The sequence below is a fragment of the Pseudomonas sp. LBUM1661 genome (assembly GCF_059695925.1).
The window spans coordinates 3,718,603-3,735,406 of sequence record NZ_CP166794.1 but is presented as its reverse complement, the minus strand read 5'-3'; the positions used below and the strand labels follow the sequence as shown (position 1 = coordinate 3,735,406).

General features: G+C 57.3%; 18 protein-coding genes and 1 pseudogene. 4 read left to right on the top strand and 15 right to left on the bottom strand.

All coding sequences use genetic code 11. The features are described from left to right. Positions 1–20 precede the first annotated feature (20 nt). Both ACA057_RS17040 and ACA057_RS17035 read right to left on the bottom strand, forming a co-directional pair. Positions 21–1,310, bottom strand: coding sequence for a hypothetical protein (locus ACA057_RS17040; RefSeq protein ID WP_497340651.1), 1,290 nt, complete (start codon positions 1,308–1,310; stop codon positions 21–23). Positions 1,311–1,591: 281 nt separating this feature from the next. Beyond that, entirely contained in the window at positions 1,592–1,858 is a 267-nt protein-coding gene (locus ACA057_RS17035; protein ID WP_497340649.1) for a hypothetical protein, read from the bottom strand. 343 nt (positions 1,859–2,201) lie between these two features. Here ACA057_RS17035 and ACA057_RS17030 point away from each other — a divergent pair, with 343 nt between their 5' ends. After that, positions 2,202–3,527, top strand: a complete 1,326-nt coding sequence (locus ACA057_RS17030) for a sigma-54 dependent transcriptional regulator (protein ID WP_497340647.1) — start codon at positions 2,202–2,204, stop codon at positions 3,525–3,527. A 60-nt stretch (positions 3,528–3,587) separates the two neighbouring features. Here ACA057_RS17030 and fapF read toward each other — a convergent pair whose 3' ends face one another. The 9 genes from fapF to ACA057_RS16985 all read right to left on the bottom strand — a co-directional run bounded on the left by fapF (position 3,588) and on the right by ACA057_RS16985 (position 12,087). Next, on the bottom strand, positions 3,588–4,868 hold the full coding sequence (gene fapF / locus ACA057_RS17025) for a fibril amyloid transporter FapF (protein WP_497340645.1): 1,281 nt from the start codon (positions 4,866–4,868) through the stop codon (positions 3,588–3,590). Between the two features lie 47 nt (positions 4,869–4,915). After that, complete coding sequence (fapE, locus tag ACA057_RS17020; protein ID WP_497340643.1) at positions 4,916–5,659, bottom strand: fibril amyloid subunit FapE; 744 nt, start codon at positions 5,657–5,659, stop codon at positions 4,916–4,918. A 33-nt stretch (positions 5,660–5,692) separates the two neighbouring features. Continuing rightward, the gene (gene fapD / locus ACA057_RS17015) at positions 5,693–6,373 is read right to left on the bottom strand and encodes a fibril amyloid maturation endopeptidase FapD (protein WP_497340641.1); all 681 of its coding nucleotides are present in this window, start codon (positions 6,371–6,373) and stop codon (positions 5,693–5,695) included. 62 nt (positions 6,374–6,435) lie between these two features. Further along, complete coding sequence (fapC, locus tag ACA057_RS17010; protein WP_497340638.1) at positions 6,436–7,866, bottom strand: amyloid-like fimbrin subunit FapC; 1,431 nt, start codon at positions 7,864–7,866, stop codon at positions 6,436–6,438. Between the two features lie 51 nt (positions 7,867–7,917). Beyond that, entirely contained in the window at positions 7,918–8,490 is a 573-nt protein-coding gene (fapB, locus tag ACA057_RS17005; protein ID WP_497340636.1) for a fibril amyloid subunit FapB, read from the bottom strand. Between the two features lies 1 nt (position 8,491). Then, entirely contained in the window at positions 8,492–8,929 is a 438-nt protein-coding gene (fapA, locus tag ACA057_RS17000; RefSeq protein ID WP_497340634.1) for a functional amyloid chaperone FapA, read from the bottom strand. Between the two features lie 333 nt (positions 8,930–9,262). Further along, positions 9,263–9,787: an AAA family ATPase gene (locus ACA057_RS16995; protein ID WP_497349938.1), complete on the bottom strand. Its 525-nt coding sequence runs from the start codon at positions 9,785–9,787 to the stop codon at positions 9,263–9,265. Beyond that, positions 9,784–10,347: a nicotinamide riboside transporter PnuC gene (gene pnuC / locus ACA057_RS16990; RefSeq protein WP_497340632.1), complete on the bottom strand. Its 564-nt coding sequence runs from the start codon at positions 10,345–10,347 to the stop codon at positions 9,784–9,786. The genes ACA057_RS16995 and pnuC overlap by 4 nt, the downstream gene beginning before the upstream one ends. A 105-nt stretch (positions 10,348–10,452) precedes the next feature. Then, on the bottom strand, positions 10,453–12,087 hold the full coding sequence (locus ACA057_RS16985; RefSeq protein WP_497340630.1) for a methyl-accepting chemotaxis protein: 1,635 nt from the start codon (positions 12,085–12,087) through the stop codon (positions 10,453–10,455). Positions 12,088–12,380: 293 nt separating this feature from the next. Here ACA057_RS16985 and ACA057_RS16980 point away from each other — a divergent pair, with 293 nt between their 5' ends. Next, positions 12,381–13,211: an undecaprenyl-diphosphate phosphatase gene (locus ACA057_RS16980; RefSeq protein ID WP_497340628.1), complete on the top strand. Its 831-nt coding sequence runs from the start codon at positions 12,381–12,383 to the stop codon at positions 13,209–13,211. Continuing rightward, complete coding sequence (locus ACA057_RS16975) at positions 13,208–13,636, top strand: DUF1294 domain-containing protein (protein WP_497340626.1); 429 nt, start codon at positions 13,208–13,210, stop codon at positions 13,634–13,636. The genes ACA057_RS16980 and ACA057_RS16975 overlap by 4 nt, the downstream gene beginning before the upstream one ends. Before the next feature lie 11 nt (positions 13,637–13,647). Here ACA057_RS16975 and ACA057_RS16970 read toward each other — a convergent pair whose 3' ends face one another. The 3 genes and pseudogenes from ACA057_RS16970 to ACA057_RS16960 all read right to left on the bottom strand — a co-directional run bounded on the left by ACA057_RS16970 (position 13,648) and on the right by ACA057_RS16960 (position 15,176). Beyond that, a complete protein-coding gene (locus ACA057_RS16970; RefSeq protein WP_497340624.1) occupies positions 13,648–14,007 on the bottom strand; it encodes an MmcQ/YjbR family DNA-binding protein in 360 nt (119 codons plus the stop codon). After that, positions 14,004–14,150: pseudogene (locus ACA057_RS16965) on the bottom strand (LysR family transcriptional regulator); the annotation flags it as partial. The gene ACA057_RS16970 and the pseudogene ACA057_RS16965, both read right to left, overlap by 4 nt. A gap of 111 nt (positions 14,151–14,261) precedes the next feature. Next, positions 14,262–15,176: an NmrA family NAD(P)-binding protein gene (locus tag ACA057_RS16960; RefSeq protein ID WP_497340622.1), complete on the bottom strand. Its 915-nt coding sequence runs from the start codon at positions 15,174–15,176 to the stop codon at positions 14,262–14,264. 70 nt (positions 15,177–15,246) lie between these two features. On the opposite strand from ACA057_RS16960, the gene ACA057_RS16955 reads away from it, so the two are divergent. Next, positions 15,247–16,167: a LysR family transcriptional regulator gene (locus tag ACA057_RS16955; protein WP_497340620.1), complete on the top strand. Its 921-nt coding sequence runs from the start codon at positions 15,247–15,249 to the stop codon at positions 16,165–16,167. A gap of 3 nt (positions 16,168–16,170) precedes the next feature. Here the strand turns inward: ACA057_RS16955 and ACA057_RS16950 are convergent, their stop codons facing one another. After that, a complete protein-coding gene (locus ACA057_RS16950) occupies positions 16,171–16,749 on the bottom strand; it encodes a TetR/AcrR family transcriptional regulator (protein ID WP_497340618.1) in 579 nt (192 codons plus the stop codon). Positions 16,750–16,804: the final 55 nt, after the last annotated feature.

Below are 16,804 nucleotides of genomic sequence, written 5' to 3'. Positions count from 1 at the left end.
CGTAGGAAAAAAACATCGTTTCAGGTGAGGTAACGCGCCACGACTGCCCGGTAGTTTCCATCCAGCGAATAACCTCCCACGACAATCCCGCCATCGGCTTGCACGGCCAGTGAAGTGGCGATATCCAGGCTGCGACCCAGGCGGGTACGCACCCAACCGTTGCCCTCACCGAAGCGGCTGTCGAGCTGTCCGTCGGGCAAGTGCCGGGCCACAATGAAGTCGGCTTCGACGCCGCCGATCATTGCCCCAACCGTTAACACACTGCCATCCGCCAGTGCCTGGGCGGCGCTCCACTGGCAGTTGCTGTGACCGATTTTCAGCAGCTGCGGATGACCGCCGTTGCAATGACTGTCCGGGCGGCCGTTAGGGTGGACTTTCAACGCCATGCATTGCATCGGCTCGCGACTGCTGCCAAAGCATTGCAAGTCGCCATTTTCATGCTGCACGATCTGACGCACCTGTGCGCCGTGCCCCTGCGCCTTGAAGGTCATGAAACCATCCACGGCGAAACTCTCGTCCAGACTGCCATCGGTGTGATAACGGGCCAGCAAGCCCTCTTCGGGAAAGTTGATCGAGCCGCCCACCAGGATCCGGCCGTCCCGCTGCACCGCCAGGCTGCTGATCCAGGTGTTCATCAGCAAGTGCCTGATGATCACGAAACCACGACCGTTGAAAGACGTGTCCAGCGAGCCATCGACGTTGAGCCGTATCAGCACGCCAACATGATCGGCCCGTTCGAAATGATGATTGGCCAGCAACAGGATTTGACCGTCTTCCTGAACGCACACCCCACAGATTTCGGCGCCCGGGACACCGTGTGGCAGCGCGGCATCACGCACACCCAGGGACAGACCGCCCGGTAAGCGCACAATGCAGCGTCCATTGGCGCCAAACCCATGAGCCGGGCGGCCTTGAGGATCAAACAGGGCCAGGGCGGGCAGTGTCTGCTGCGCATTTTCGTAGTGCAGGCCAGCCACCAGAATGTGCCCGTCGGGCAGTACATGGACGTTGCCGGCCATGGCCTCGAAGCACGGTTCAAACTGGCCGATGACGCTGCCTTGTCTGCCGAATGCCAGGTCTGCCGAACCGTCTTCCAGCAAGCGAGCCAAGCCAAAGCGGCTGCCGCCCGGCACGCCGACTTTCGCTGCCACCAACAGCCTGCCGTGCGCATCAACGGCGATGCCATTGGCCATGCTTGACGTGGTGCCGGCGAAATACACTTGCGTTTTGCCTTGGGCGGCAAAGGTTGTATCGAGGTTTGCACCGTCGTTCAGGGTGGCAGGTACGGCAAACGCCGTCTGGAGTGACATGCACGCATCTCCTTGCGAGTCGTCCTGATCCAGGAGTTGGGGGCGGCGACTGCCTTAAGAAAAGCATTCAAACCCTGAATGAGCAGGCGCACAACTGTCGAAACCAACAGGCGGAGAGTCGCTTTGTGCCAGAAGAGTGTCTTTTCGAACCAATGGCTAGCCAGCCAAGTAATTGCGGCAACTTCGATTAAACAAACATCATCAGTGCAGAGGGCGAAAGCCAGCTAACTAACGCACGGGGGAGGAGGGTGCGGATTACCGCGAAGTAATCCGCAAAAGGCTTAGTGTGGCATCAACCACGACTGGAGTTGGTAGCCTTCCTGGCTCAATTCGGCTCGCGCTTGTTCCAGCACGTGTTCGAGTTGTGCGGGATCGGAATACGCACTGCTTGGGATTTGTGCGCGGCCGATGCGGGTGTTGGTGCGATCGATCACGGACAGGCAGAGCTCGCCATTTCCGTCTTGTGGAGCCCAGGCCACGCATTGGAACGGTTGGAATGCGCGGTTGGCAATCAAAAGAGCTTCGTTGATACGGAGCGGGGCGTTCATGGGATTTTCTCTCTCTATGCCCAATCAAGTGATGTGCCGTCGGTTGGGCTTACCGTTCGGCTGCTTACTTGTACTGATGCCCGCAACCGGGGAACGGGTCACATACAATTAAAAGAATTTTCAACTTTCTTTCAACGGTTAAAGGTTCAGACGGTTGTTGAAAGCTGAATGAAAGGGTGGAGTCGTTAGGTAACTAACAAAGTGGGTTCTTATAACTAATTAAGCAGCAGGTCTATAGTCAAACGATACAAGGGCGTGTCAAATTCTTGCTAATGTTACAGCCAGGTCCGCCAAATGACTGTTTTTAATAATATTTCCTAAAATTTGGCGCCAAGGAACAGTCATGATCGAAGCGCCTGCCTTACGACGTCTGTTAGTAGTGGACCCTTGCGACGACTGTCATCGTCTTTTGCCGGGTTTACGCTCTGTGGGTTGGGATGTTGACAGCTGCACGCTGGAAAACGCCGGTGACAAAACCTGCGACGTTGGCCTGCTGCGATTGCAACCTTTTCACCTGGAGCGCCCCGAGGCCGTCAAAGAGCTGATCAGTCGCAGCGGCACCGAGTGGATCGCTGTACTCAACCAGGAAGTCCTGCGGCTGCAAAATGTCGGGGACTTTGTCTGTGAATGGTTCTTCGATTTCCATACCCTGCCGTTCGATGTCTCCAGGGTTCAAGTGACGTTAGGCCGGGCCTTCGGCATGGCCCGTTTGCGCGGGCAGGGCACGGTTCACATTGATCAGCCTGAGCACGAACTGCTCGGCGACAGCAAACCTATTCGTGAATTGCGCAAGTTGCTGAGCAAACTGGCGCCCACCGAATCACCCGTATTGATCCGGGGCGAAAGCGGGACGGGTAAAGAACTGGTCGCCCGCACCCTGCATCGACAATCCCAGCGTCACAGCAAACCCTTTGTCGCGATCAACTGCGGCGCGATACCCGAACACCTGATCCAGTCCGAACTGTTTGGCCACGAGAAGGGCGCGTTTACCGGCGCCCATCAACGCAAGGTCGGACGGATCGAGGCCGCCAACGGCGGGACCCTGTTTCTCGATGAAATCGGTGATCTGCCCCTGGAGCTGCAAGCCAATCTGCTGCGCTTCCTGCAAGAAAAACACATCGAACGCGTGGGCGGCAGTCAGCCGATTCCGGTGGATGTGCGGGTATTGGCGGCGACGCACGTCGACCTTGAGGCCGCCATCGAGAAGAAACGCTTTCGCGAAGATTTGTACTATCGCCTGAACGTGCTGCAAGTCGCCACCGCACCGTTGCGTGAGCGACACGGTGATTTGTCGATGCTGGCCAACCACTTCTCCCATTTCTACAGCCATGAAACCGGTCGCCGCCCTCGCAGTTTCAGTGAAGACGCGCTCATTGCCATGGGCAAGCATGACTGGCCGGGCAATGTCCGCGAGTTGGCCAACCGGGTGCGCCGCGGGCTGGTGTTGGCCGAAGGCCGGCAGATCGAGGCGCGAGACCTGGGGTTGATGAGTCAACAGGCCTTCGCCACGCCCATGGGCACGCTGGAGGACTACAAGATTCGCGCCGAGCGCCAGGCCTTGTGCGATGTGCTCAACCGCCATAGCGATAATCTGAGCATCGCTGCCAAGGTGCTGGGGATTTCCAGGCCGACCTTCTACCGGTTGTTGCACAAGCATCAGATTCGTTGAACTGCACGTAAAAGCTCAACAAAAAACCCGCCTTAAAGCGGGTTTTTTGTTGAGGCCGGATTAGAAGTAGTACGGGAATTTCAGGCTGAAGGAAAAGTCCGGCGAGTCATCCGTCAGGCCAATGGACAGGTTGGGAACGATCGTCAGGTTATCGGTGGCTGCCAGGGTCATGCCGATGTTGAAGTTAGCCGAGTTGTAATCGCTGTTGGAAATCGATTGCCAATCGCCGCCGTCCGGTTTGATCTTGCTCTTGCCAGCGAACTGATCGGTGAACGAGAACGACATACTCATCTTCTCGTTCAAGGCAAACGCAATGCCCGCGCCGATTTGCCAGGAGTCGCCCAGTTTCACGTCGCCCTTGACCTTGGAGTCAACCTGCGGGCTGATGTCGCTGAAAGAGTCTTGCATGTTGTAGGTGTACGACAGGCTGCCGAACAGCACGGCCGGGTCGAAGGTCTTGACCAGCGAGATACCCGGGGTGATCGACCAGATACCGTTGCCGGTAGGCAAGCTCTCCGGTACCGCGAGGTTATCGTTGCTCGGATCCTCGACCAGCTTGATGCCGTAAGGATCTTTACCGGTTGGCGCCTTGACGCGCAGTGTAGCGACCGCGTCGGGCAGGTTGGCCGACTCATCCAGAAACTTGTAAGCCACGCCAACGTTGACGTCGCCGATGGTCGGGTCGCGCGTAACGGTTGCGTCCGACGTCACCGGGCCTGCGCCACCCGCGCCACCGGAGGAATACGTGGATTCGCGATAAACAACGGGGACGTTAATGTCGAACTGCCAGCGCTGTGCCACGTTGTAGCGGGCGGTCAGGTCCAGGGTCCAGTTGTCGGCCTTGATGCGGTCGAGGTTGATGTTGCCGAGAAAAATCGAGTCCAGAGCCAGGAAGCCGTTGAGCGTCAATGCACGGGTATCGTAGTGCGTGTAGGTCAGGCCGGTTTCGACGCTGAACTTGCCGCCGCCGAAGAAGCCGCTGGCTTCGTCATACAGGTTGGACACGCTTTGCGCGGGTTCGGAATCATCTTTGAGCGATTGGCCGTATGAACTCCCGGTGGTTCCTGGCGCACCGGCGGCCACCGCCTGACCGCCCCTGGCCGGTTCGGCGGGGGATTTGGTCAGGCGTTTGGGAGCAGGTGTTGCAGGTGCTTCTTCGACTTGGCGAACGCGTTGCTCAAGTACCATCAGCGCGTTCTGTTGTGCTTCGTAACGCTGTTTCAACTCCATGAGTTCTTGTTTTAGTAATTCGACCTGGGGGTCCGGTGCTGCGTATAGCGCTGTGGCCGGCGCCAGGCTACTCAAACATACGATAGCGTTGAACGTTAAAGATCGGTGCATGGGTTAGCCGTCCCTTCTGACTACATCTGAATGAGACTGAGCGTAGATCAGAATCCGATAGTGCGTAGGCCCCTCAGCTGGTCTAGATTGCCGTTCAGCGATCCAGCTGTCGGTGCATTGTCACGCAGCACGACATTGAGGGACGTGAGGTTTCTGACCTGGTTGCTACCGCCGAGCAACGTTGTGTTCTGCATCAGCCCGCCTTGGGCCAGGCGTTGTACGGTGCTGCCTTGGTTGTTGTTGGCAACGATGTTGAGTTGCATGCCCGAACCCGTCGAGGACACGCTCAGCGAGCCCGCGCCATTCGAGCCGACCATTGTCCCGCCTGCGGCCAGTGCCTGGCCCTGCTGTTGCGTTGTTGGCGCCTGGTTAGCCTTTGAGACATTGATATCAACGTTGTTGTAGGCCGTGTTGTTGTCGCCGGCAGCACGCACGACCTGAGTGACGCCTTCGGTGCTGTTGAGGCCGCTGCCGCCCGTGACGGTGCCGGTACCGGTGCCTTGCGAACGCGCTGGGTCGCCTTTTTCGTCGATCATTGACACATAGAACTGTGGCTGGCTGGTCGATTGTTGAATTTGCATCGAGGACGTTGCCCCAATCACGTCACCTTTGGCATTTTGCCAGGTGCTGGTCATGACCACACCGAAACTGATGATCCGGCCCGGCATGACAAAGCGGCCTCGCAGGTTCGCCAATTCCTGATCCTTGAGCTCAATGGGTTTGAAGGTCTGTGCCTGGGTCGGCAGGCTGGCGGTCAGGCAAACCACGGCCAGCCAGAGTGAAGTCTTCATTGGATGCTCCCGGAGCGTCGTGCTCCCTTATTATTAGAAGAAGTCGCTTTTGATGAATCCGAAATCCATCAATTCTGCGTCTTGCACCGGGTTGAAGGTGTTGAGGCGGTTCTTGGCGGTCAATGGCATGGGTGGGTCGAGCAACGCGTTGGTTTTGTCGTAACCCTGGCCGATGACGGCGAAGATGATGCCGTTCCAGCCTTTGACAAAGTCGTCGACTTTGTAGCGTTTATGACCGAGCACCGGATCTCCGATATAGACCCAGCCGTCTTGGACCTTCTGCATCACCACAAAATGTTTGTAGCCACGGATATCCAAGAGAACAACAACCGGAATGCGGATTTCGTTCAGCGTTTCCGTCGCTACCCGGTAGCCACGGGCCCGCATGCCGATACTTTCCACGTAACGCTTCATGTCGAGCATGGAGAAGCCCTGGACGCGGACAAGGTCTTGATCGGAGTGAGCCAGCATGCCTTCGATGATTTGTTCTTCGTTCACGTCCAGCCAATAGGCTTGGCGCAAGATGGTCGCCAGCGCCGCGGCGCCGCAACTGAAGTCGGTTTTCTGTTGTACCAGGTCGGCAAACTTGCGCTCACGTATGCTCTGGATCGGCTTATAGATCACCGCGCCGCCCGGCAGGACGGAAAGCGGCAGTTGTGCAGCCTCGATCACGCTGGCCACGCAAAGCAAAAATGCCAAGGCGATAATGCGCATTGTGGGATGCCTTCTGGTGGGGTTGAAAAAGGCCCCCGTAAGGGGGCCTCCAGAGACAACTATTAGAACGAGTTGTTGGAAATGGCCAGCGAGTTGCTTTGTTGGTTGCCCACACCAGCAGCCACGTTGACGCCCAGGTTGCCACTGCCGCCATTCACCGAACCGCTCAGGGTTGCAGTGTTGGTCACAGGGTTTGCCCAGCCAGTTGGAGTCAGCACTTGATAAGAGTAGGTGTTGCTCAAATCATAAGAGCTGCTTTCGCTGTAGCTTTTCGCTTTGTCGTATGCGGACTCGGACGATTTGCTACCCGATTTTTCGTACGAGGAGTCAGACGACTTCGTGTACGACTTGTCGTACGATTTTTCGAACGACGAATCGCGTGATTTATCGTACGAAGAGTCGCGCGATTTGTCGTACGAGGAGTCGTGCGATCTGTCGTACGATTTGTCTATCGAAGCATCAAGCGTTGCGTCGAGCGAGGCGTTAAGCGATGCCTCGGAAGACCTGCTGCGAGTGCGATCGCCCCAGCCGTTGTTGACGGTAGTGGAGCTCGAAGCCGCGGCAGCTGCGTCCAGCGTAGCGTTCAAGGAAGCACTCAAAGAAGCGCTCGAAGAACCGCTAGCACTGCTGCTGTTGGAACCGCTGGCATTGCTGCTGCTGGAACCGCTGGCATTGCTGGCGCTCGAACCGCTTATATCAACGCTTTTTGAACCGCTGGCGTCATAGCTCTTGGAACCGGCCTTGTTCCAGCTTGAAGAAGCGCTTTGACTGCCGCTTGCCTCAAACGATTTATCTTTCGAGAAACTACCGCTGGCCGAATTGGTAACGGTGATGGTATCCACACGATACGTCCGATCGGCGTTGTTATTCACAATCAGGCCAGGACCTTGTTGATCGGCGGAAGCGGTGGCCGTTGCGTTACCCAGTGGAGCATTGGTATTGGCAATCGCCATGGTGTTTTTCTGCTGGTTCAGATCGCCGCCAGCAATGTTGATCCCCATGTTGCCGCTGCCGCTGTTGCCCGATCCGCTCATGGCGGCAGAAGCAGTGCTGCCATAGTTGTCGACGCGGTTATTGTTGCTGTATTGACGCACGCTGGCGGTAGCGGAAGCAGTACCGAACACGAAGCTGTTGTCGAGACTGGAGTCTGACGCAGCGTTTGCGATGGCGGCCGCGTTGTCTTGTTGGTTGCCACTGCCTGCCGCCACGTTGACGCCGACGTTACCGCTGGTGCCGGTGGCAGAGCTGGTCATCTCGGCATCGTTGACAGTCCCTTCATTGCGGATGCGGTTGCCGGTACTGCTTTGGTTATCCCAGGCATTGGCAGTTGCATAAACCGGGATCTTGGTTGGAGGAGGGGTGTGATGACCGTTGTTATTATGGCCATTGTGGTGGCCATTATGGTGGTCGTCACGCTGCCCAGCTTGTACAGCAACAGCCATGACCGCAGCAATTGCGAAAACCAGAGGCTTGATTGCCATCGAAGGTTTCATGGTGATTCTCCGTACTTATTTTAGGTTAAGTGTTGTTTCTACCTTTTTGGGTCAATCCGCGACCCGTACGCTCAGGGTGTTGGCCGTTCGGTTTCCCACCCCGGCGCTCTGATTCAACTGAATCACCCCACGGCTACCGGTGAAGGCCTGGTCGCTGGTAGCGACCTGGCGATAGCCTGGTGCAGAAGCAGTTGGATCGGAGTTGGTGACCAGCGCCACGTTCTGTTGCCTGAGGACGCTGTCGTCGATACTTTGCGGCTGAGCACTGATGCTTATCCGCAGGGCATTGGCTTGCTGGTTGCTGGCGCCCGCGCTCTGGTTGACACCCAGTACGCCGTTGCCGTGACTGAAGGAACTACCCTGGATGCTGGAGGTGGCATCGATCGTGGGGTCGACGTGGCTGCGCAACCGTTGGCGAATCTGCGTGGTCGCGCTGGCGTTATGACCAACGGCGATGGCCCGGGCGTTAGCCTGTTGCTGCAGATCGCCGGCAGCCTGGTTAACCGCGAGGTTGCCTTGGTACTGCATGCCCGAACCGTCGATGTCGGCGTTGTTGATGACGGGAGGTTGGGCAAAGGTCGAAGCACTGCAAAACATGGCGATAATCAGCAGCGTACGATTCATCTTAACGGTCTCCCGTTATGATTTTCAGAGCACCCAGGCCTTGCTGGATGTTTGAATTGACCATGTTGGCAATACCATTGCCCGAATTTCCCGAACGTCCGGCAGGGAGGTTGGAAAGCTGGGTCTGGTTGCTGATATTGCCGCCCAGGTTGTTGGTGTTTTGAGTGATCAGGCGGGAGATGCTTGCACCACTGGCGACATTGGCAAAGTCGCCGTCGCTCAACTCGTTCGTTTGACTGAGGATCTGTTTGGACGGGTTGGCATTGACGGTCGTGGGGTTTGGATCGGGAATCACGGGTGGAATCGTTGCGTTGCGCGTTTGGACATCGCGTTTGATCGTAATAATGCCGTTGTCGGCCTGTACTGGCAGGCAGACAACTGAGCCCAGCGCGCATCCAATTAAAAGAAGGCTATAGAGGCGGTTATCAAATTTCCCCACGGCGGCAATTCCTTCTGTAAGTGGAACGCTGGGCCCTTATCAGCGTTGTGAGGGAGAGAGCAGAAGGTGTGCCGGTTTTGGTTTTCCGTTTAAAACCAATTAGTTGGATTTATTAATCGCATGGGTCAAAAAAAATTTGTAACGCCGCTGAGACAGATCCACGCAAAAGCGCCGTCCATGCTGGCGGCAGTGCTCGCTAAAGGGCTCTGAAGGCAGGGTGTATCAGTGGCGTAACATTTTCTTGCGGGCGAGCTTGAGCCGCTTTAGATCGCGGGTTTTCGCACAGAAGAGTGTTTCAGAAATGGACATTTGTGGCGGGGCCGGGATGCCCTGTCAGGCCTTGACCAAACGCGTCACGGCCTCGAATGCCGCGTCCTTGCGCTGTTTCCAGTCTCCTTGCAGCACCTGAAAAGGCTGGCGGTGCCGCTCAAGCCATTGGCGACTGGCCTGGAAAAACGCCTGGCGTTCTGTCAGTTGCGGCTGGCAACGCTGCCCGTCGTCATGCCAGGTCACGGTGTCTGGGCTCAGCAGCAGATGCAGGTCGTAGTGCCGTGCCAGCAATGCTTGCTCGATCCAGGCCGGACAAGCACTGAACAGCGTGCGGCTCCAAAGGATATTGCTCAAGAGGTGCGTATCGAGAATCAGCAGTGACGGTTGATTGGCGCGTGCTTCGTCTTCCCACGCCAGCTGGCCCTGTGCGATGGCAGTGATGTCGTCGTAGCAGGTTTCGCGGGCTTCAGTTTCGATGAAATGCCGAACGTATTCACCGACCAACAGGCCGCCAAATTGGGCCTGGATCTCGCTCGAAAGCCAGCTCTTGCCGCTGGATTCCGGCCCTGCCAGCACCAGCACTTTCATGTGCGCAACGCCGGATCGGTACGCCATTCTCGCCAGCCTTGCACGGCAATCAGGGTGAACAGTGCATAGAGGCCAGCGGTCAGGTACATGCCTTTGTAGATAAACAGTCCGACGAAGACCACATCCAGAGCGATCCACAACGGCCAGCATTGCACACGTTTTTGCGCCATCCAGAACTGCGCCACCAGGCTGAAGCCGGTCAGCGCCGCATCCAGCCAGGGTTGGGCGGCATCGGTCCAGTGCGCCATTGCCGCGCCGAGCAACAGGCTGCCGAGCGCGCCGATGGCGAGGCCGAACGCGACCGATTTGCCTTCAAGCAGGCTGACCCGCCGACCCTGATGCGATTCACCGGCACGGGTCCATTGCCACCAGCCATAGAGCTGAAACCCGGCGTAGATCACTTGTAGCAGCATGTCCGAGTACAGCTTCACCTCAAAAAAGATCCAGCTATAAAGCAGCACCATGACCAGGCCGATGGGCCAGCACCAAGGGTTCTGTTTGACCGTCAGCCAGACGGCAATCACGCCGAGGCTGGCGGCAAACAGTTCAAGCCCGGACATGGAGGTTCCTTGGGGGAAGCGAAGAGGGGGACGGATTGTACCGGCAGGCGCTGCCGAGTAAAACCAGCAGCGCCATCCCTCGTGGCAGCTTTACAAGGATCGCTGCTACACCCGGAATTGCTTGAGCAACCCGTTCAACTGTTCACTCAATTCCTTCAAGCGAACACTGGCCAGGCTCGACTGTTCCGCCGCCAGTGCCGTGCTATGCGACAAACCCGCCGCCTGGGTGACGTTCTGGTTGATGTCCTCGACCACGTGCGCCTGTTGCAGGGTCGCGCTGGCAATCGAGGCGTTCAGCCCGTTGAGGTTACGCAGCGCCTGGCCAATGGCGTTCAGGCTCGCACCGGCAAGACCGGCCTGCTCGATGGTCAATTGCGATGCGCGACTGCTGTCGCCGATTACCTTCACCGCCGCTTCGGAGTGGCTCTGCAGGCGTTCAATCATCGACTGAATCTCAGCCGTGGACTTCTGCGTGCGCTGGGCCAGTAGCCGCACTTCATCGGCCACCACCGCAAAGCCGCGACCCTGTTCACCGGCACGGGCGGCTTCGATAGCCGCGTTGAGTGCCAGTAGATTGGTCTGCTCGGCAATCGAACGGATCACTTCCAGAACGCTGCCGATCTGCGTGCTTTCGGCGGCCAGTGTGCGAATCACTTCAACCGCCTGATCGATGGTCGAAGACAACTTGTCGATCTGTTGCAGGCTGCCATCGATGTTGACCTGGCCTTGCTGCGCCTGAGACTCGGCATCGCGCATTTCACTGGCGGCGTGCTCGGCGTTTTTCGCCACGTCTTGCACACCGTAGGTCACCTCATTAATAGCCGTGGCCACCAGCTCCATCTGTTGCGATTGCTGTTGGCTGCGTTGCTGGGCCTGGGCGGCGTCGTTGCCCAAGTCGCTGGAAGACTGGCCCAGGGCACTGGCGGACAGCTGCAACTCACTGATCACCAGGCGCAATTTGGTGGTGAATGCGTTGAAGTGGCGTGCCAGTTGCGTGACTTCATCCTGGCCGTGGGTATCGAGGCTGCGGGTCAGGTCGCTCTCGCCGCTGGCGATGTTGGCCATGGCCGTCACGGTTTCCTGGAGCGGACGGACGATGCTGCGGGCAATCAGGATCACCAGCAGCGCCATGATCAGGGCAATCACCAGCCCGACGAAAGAAGCCTTCCAGACCTGGCCATAAAACTCGGCCTGCACGTCATCGACGTACACGCCCGAACCGATCACCCAACCCCAGGGCTCGAACAGTTTGACGTAGGAGGTTTTCTCGACCGGTGCGTTGGCACCCGGTTTCGGCCAGCGGTAGTCAACCGTGCCGGCACCCTTGGACTTGGCGATGGCGACCATTTCATTGAACAGCGCAAAACCGTCCGGGTCGCGGATCGTCGAGAGGTTCTGGCCTTCGAGTTTCGGGTTGGCCGGGTGCATCACCATCACCGGCGTCAGATCGTTGATCCAGAAGTAATCGTTCTGGTCATAACGCAGGCCGCGAACAGCCGTCAGTGCCTGTTTCTGCGCGACGTCACGGGTGAGCGTGCCGGCTGTTTCCAGGTCGTGATAATAAGTCAGGATGCCACTGGCGGTCTGTACCACGTGCTGGGTTTTCTGAACCTTGGCGGAGTAGAGGTCATCGTGTATCTGCTTGAGCATCAACACGCCTAACGTCAATAGCATCATCACGGCCACGATCAAGATCAGCCACAAACGGCGGCTGATCGACATACTGCGCAAGCTGTTCATAACGCTGTCACTCCGGATTCTTTTTCTTGTAGTAAATGATCGCCAGCATCCAATCACACTTTGCCAAACGGGCCTATGAGACCCAAGTCCAATACGCGGCAGCGTAAAACGGACTTGTCTGATAGGATTTCGGCCCCGCACGGAAAAACCTGAATCCAAGTTGATTTTTCACAGGATTTTTACGGCTGTGCGTGGATCTTGCGCTCGCGGGTTGTTAACCACGCTGTTCGCAGTCAAACGCTCTGAAAAATATTAACGGGGCATGCCGTGGCGCATCGCTTCTTGGGGGATTGATGGATCTTTGGACCGCCTTTCAGGCATTGATTCTTGGGGTTGTAGAAGGGCTGACGGAGTTTTTGCCGATCTCCAGTACCGGGCACCAGATCATCGTGGCCGACTTGCTCGACTTCGGTGGCGAGCGGGCCATGGCGTTCAACATCATTATCCAGCTCGGGGCAATCCTGGCGGTGGTGTGGGAGTTCCGGCGCAAGATCCTCGACGTGGTGATTGGCCTGCCGACACAGCCAAATGCTCGACGCTTTACCGCGAACCTGTTGATTGCGTTCTTGCCGGCCGTCGTGTTGGGAGTGATATTCGCAGACCTGATCCACCACTACCTGTTCAACCCAATCACCGTTGCCACTGCGCTAGTCGTGGGCGGTATCGTGATGTTGTGGGCTGAACAGCGCCAGCATGAAGTGCATGCCGAAACGGTTGATGAGATCACCTGGAAAGACGCATTGAAGGTCGGCTTTGCCCAGTGCCTGGCGATGATTCCGGGCACCTCGCGCTCCGGCTCGACGATCATTGGCGGTTTGCTGTTCGGCTTGTCGCGCAAGACCGCCACTGAGTTCTCGTTCTTCCTGGCGATGCCTACCATGGTCGGCGCGGCGGTGTACTCGGGCTACAAGTATCGGGACCTGTTCGTGCCGGCGGACTTCCCGGTGTTCGCCATCGGCTTCGTGACGGCGTTCATCTTCGCGATGATTGCTGTCAGAGGCTTGCTCAAGTTCATCGCCAGCCACAGCTACGCGGCGTTCGCCTGGTACCGGATCGCGTTCGGCCTGTTCATCCTCGCGACCTGGCAGTTTGGCTGGGTCGATTGGGCCGCGGCCAAGCCATGAGCGATTCAAGCGCGCGCCACAACCCCGGGCGCCCGTCCGGGGGTGAGATGCAGCATCTGCGCCTGAAACTCGTGGTGTTCGCGATCCTCTGCGCGCTGCCGCTGTTTGGTTCGATGTCGCTATGGCTGCGCGGGGTCTCGGTGATTCCCCTCGCGGCGTACGGCATCGTCAGCGTTCTGGCGTTCTTCCTGTACTGGAGCGACAAGCGCAAGGCGCGCGCCGACACCTGGCGCACCCCGGAGAACGTGTTGCACGCGCTGGAACTGGGCGGTGGCTGGCCGGGTGCCTTGATTGCGCAGCAGGTGTTTCGGCACAAGACGCGCAAGCTCTCGTTTCAGGTGGTGTGCTGGGCCATCGTGCTGTTGCATCAAGTGTTCTGGATCGACCAGTTGTTCCTCGGCGCCCATCTGCTCGCGCTGTTCTGAATCAGCGGGTTCTACAGCAGCAAGCCGACCTGAGTACGCTTGGGCAGTTTGCTCACCACCAGTTGATGGGAACGTTGCAACAACCCTTGTAGCTCTTCGGCACCCAGCGGGTAGGGCGTTTCCATGATGATCCACTGGGCCCGTGCCAGATAAGGCGCCGGGTGAATGCCCGGACGGTCGCAATGGCCGAGAAACAAATCCTTGTCGACCTTGAACGCCAGGGACGCGCCACGCAGGTTCTGCAAGGCGAACATCTTGTTCCCGGCAATCGAAAATACCCGCACGCCACCCCACTTGTAGTCTTCCCGCGCACCGGGCAGTGCGAGGCAGAATTGCGCGACGTCCTCTTCGCTCATGCGTCCAGCCTTCATATCAGTCGGTCCCCACAGGCATTGAAAGATTCGATCAAATGGTCGATCCAGGCATGCACGGCGGGCATCACCCCGCGACGATGAGGGTAGACCGCTTGCAGCCAGCCGCCAGGCAATGACGCGTCGGGCAGCAATCGCATCACTGCTCAATATGAACAATTTGATCCGCCTGCCTCAAGCTGTTGTCCTCTATGCATTCTTGTACGAGAGGCGTGAGCAATTGATCTGATGGGGAACGGCGGATCTGAAAGTGTTCAGAGATTGAAGGCTACCCGTAGAATGCCCTCAAGATCTTTCGGCCTGCGTCCCAACAGTTTTTCAAGCGTAGGACTGCTCTGATCGAAAGCGCCTTTATCGATAGCATTACCCCAACCGCTGAGGAAGTTCGCGAGCGATGTTGGCCAGCCTTCAGCCTCCCGAGCGGCGATGAATGCTTGAACGGACATTGGCTGGTAATGAACCGGCTTGCCCGTCAGTCGAGCCAAGCCGTCAGCGATGTCCTGGAATGACCACGTTTCTCCCGAGTTCAGCAGGCAAGTACGATTTTCATACCCTGTTTGGGTTAACAGTGCGGCACCGGCCTCTGCCAGCTCGGCATACGTGGCGAAGCTGGCTCGACCTCGACCTGTTGGGGCGCTGAAGCCTTCTTTTGCTGCATCGGCGCCGATGAGGAAGGGCAAATCGTCGGCGTATAGCGGATGTTGAATAATCGTGTACGTGAGGCCCGATTTTTCAAGCAGTCGCTCGGTCGCTATATCGCTCTCCGTCACTCCTTCAATAGGTGCCAGCTCATCGTTGATCCGTTGAATACTGGTGTAAACCACATGGCGTACACCCGCCCGGCCGGCGGCAACGATCACGTTTTTATGCTGGGCAAGACGATCACTGAACGCTACGGCTGACACCAGGTAGATTTTTTCTACGCCTTCGAATGCCGCCACCAACGAATCGTAATCGGTGTAATCCCCGTAGCGCACTTCTATACCTAGTGCAGCCAGAGGCTCAGCCTTTTCAATATCACGTGCCATTGCCACAACAGTCGATGCCGGGATTTTTTTTACCAGTGAACGCAAGACAGCATTGCCCAATCGGCCTGTCGCGCCAGTAACGAGAATTTTTGCCATGATGCTTTGCTTTCCAATCTTGATGACCAGGAGGAAGCCCATCATGACCAAAGCATCAAAGATAAATTAGTCTTCAATAGGTAGAATCAGCTTCAACCAAAAGTTGGAGATGATCGTGGAAACCCTGGGTAATCTTGAATCCTTCGTCCGTGCAGCGGAAGCCAGCAGCTTTTCCGAAGCCGCTCGGCGGATGGGGGTTACCTCTGCTGCCGTGAGTAAGAATGTGGCGCGGCTTGAAGCCAAACTGGGTACGCGGTTGTTTCACCGCAGCACGCGAAGTCTCACCCTCACCGAGGCGGGAGAGTTGTTTTACCAACAGGTCGCAGAAGGCCTGGAAACCATCCAGGGCGCCATCAACCAGATAGGCGAAGCCCGAGAAGTCCCCGCAGGGCGATTGCGGGTCAATTTGTCACCGTCATTCGCTTACGATTATGTATTGCCATTGCTCAAGACTTTTAAGCAGCGTTACCCCGCTGTGGTACCGGATTGGCACTTGGAAATCCGACGCGTAGATTTGATCGGCGAAGGTTTTGACGTCGCTATCGGTGGCGGCATGGAATTGTCACCTGGCGTTGTGGCCCGAGAACTGGCCAAACTTCATCTCGTGGCTGTCGCTGCTCCGTCATGGCTGGAAGGCAAGCTGCTACCCACTACGCCCAGCGAGTTGCAGGGGGTGGAGGGCATCGTAATGCGTTCGACCAACTCAGGGCGTTTGCTGAACTGGACGCTTCGTGATCATGGGGAAGGGCGGTTCGACCTCAACCTGAAACCAACAGCCATCATGAACGACCCAGAAGCGCTGTGCAGCTGTGCTGTGATGGGGCTAGGTGTTGCGCTGCTGCCTTTGGATCGTGCGTGGCCCTGGTTGCAACGCGGTGAGCTGATTCGATTATTACCTGATTGGTATGTAGATCTAGGCGTGGTCTCGGTTTACTACTCTTCCAAAAAATCGTTGCCGGCCAAAACACGGGTGTTCATCGATTTTCTGTTGGAGCATTTTCAAGCATCGCTCTGCCAACACTTCCGTGCCGATTGAAGCCTACGGCAATTGAGCCAGCAAAATGTCTGCTACACGCCGCAATTCAGCTTTGCTTGCCCCGGCTTTAGCTTGTACAGCCATACCCTGAGTCACCGTCATCACGTAACGTGCCAGGTCTTTTGGCACGACGCTTGGCGGTAGATCTCCCTCATCCTTGGCTTGTTGCAGACGTACGGCCAAAGCCTTTTCGGACTGCTTGCGGCGCCGGACAAGCTCCAGGCGGACGGGCTCCGAGGGCTCGGTGCATGCGATCGCGCCATTGATGCCGAGGCAGCCTTTTGCAGTTTCCTGCGCAGTTTGCAGATTGATCGAGCCACTCAGGATCGCCCCAATTACGGCTTTTGCTTTCGACAATGCAAGCGCTTGCCCCATGAATCCCATGTAGAGCGTTTCGTAGCGGTCAAGCGCTTTGAAGAATAGCTCCTCCTTGTTACCAAAAACTGCATACAAGCCGGGGCGAGCGACACCGGTCGCTGCGCTGAGGTCTGCATAGGATGTGCCTTCATAGCCCTTGCTCCAAAACTCGGTCAGAGCTGCGTCAAGTGCATCGTCGGGGCTAAATTCTCTCTGCCGTCCCATATCGATTCCTGAAAAAAAGGCGTTTCATTATCCGCCATAAACTTCGTGGATGCCT

Coding starts and splice junctions, on each gene's coding strand:
- ACA057_RS16950 (WP_497340618.1), bottom strand. CDS start 16,749: ATGGGACGGCAGAGAGAATTTAGCCCCGACGATGCACTTGACGCAGCT.
- pnuC (WP_497340632.1), bottom strand. CDS start 10,347: ATGTCCGGGCTTGAACTGTTTGCCGCCAGCCTCGGCGTGATTGCCGTC.
- fapD (WP_497340641.1), bottom strand. CDS start 6,373: ATGCGCATTATCGCCTTGGCATTTTTGCTTTGCGTGGCCAGCGTGATC.
- ACA057_RS16980 (WP_497340628.1), top strand. CDS start 12,381: ATGGATCTTTGGACCGCCTTTCAGGCATTGATTCTTGGGGTTGTAGAA.
- fapF (WP_497340645.1), bottom strand. CDS start 4,868: ATGCACCGATCTTTAACGTTCAACGCTATCGTATGTTTGAGTAGCCTG.
- fapB (WP_497340636.1), bottom strand. CDS start 8,490: ATGAATCGTACGCTGCTGATTATCGCCATGTTTTGCAGTGCTTCGACC.
- ACA057_RS17040 (WP_497340651.1), bottom strand. CDS start 1,310: ATGTCACTCCAGACGGCGTTTGCCGTACCTGCCACCCTGAACGACGGT.
- ACA057_RS16975 (WP_497340626.1), top strand. CDS start 13,208: ATGAGCGATTCAAGCGCGCGCCACAACCCCGGGCGCCCGTCCGGGGGT.
- ACA057_RS16985 (WP_497340630.1), bottom strand. CDS start 12,087: ATGAACAGCTTGCGCAGTATGTCGATCAGCCGCCGTTTGTGGCTGATC.
- ACA057_RS16960 (WP_497340622.1), bottom strand. CDS start 15,176: ATGATGGGCTTCCTCCTGGTCATCAAGATTGGAAAGCAAAGCATCATG.
- ACA057_RS17035 (WP_497340649.1), bottom strand. CDS start 1,858: ATGAACGCCCCGCTCCGTATCAACGAAGCTCTTTTGATTGCCAACCGC.
- fapE (WP_497340643.1), bottom strand. CDS start 5,659: ATGAAGACTTCACTCTGGCTGGCCGTGGTTTGCCTGACCGCCAGCCTG.
- ACA057_RS16995 (WP_497349938.1), bottom strand. CDS start 9,787: ATGAAAGTGCTGGTGCTGGCAGGGCCGGAATCCAGCGGCAAGAGCTGG.
- ACA057_RS17030 (WP_497340647.1), top strand. CDS start 2,202: ATGATCGAAGCGCCTGCCTTACGACGTCTGTTAGTAGTGGACCCTTGC.
- fapC (WP_497340638.1), bottom strand. CDS start 7,866: ATGAAACCTTCGATGGCAATCAAGCCTCTGGTTTTCGCAATTGCTGCG.
- ACA057_RS16970 (WP_497340624.1), bottom strand. CDS start 14,007: ATGAAGGCTGGACGCATGAGCGAAGAGGACGTCGCGCAATTCTGCCTC.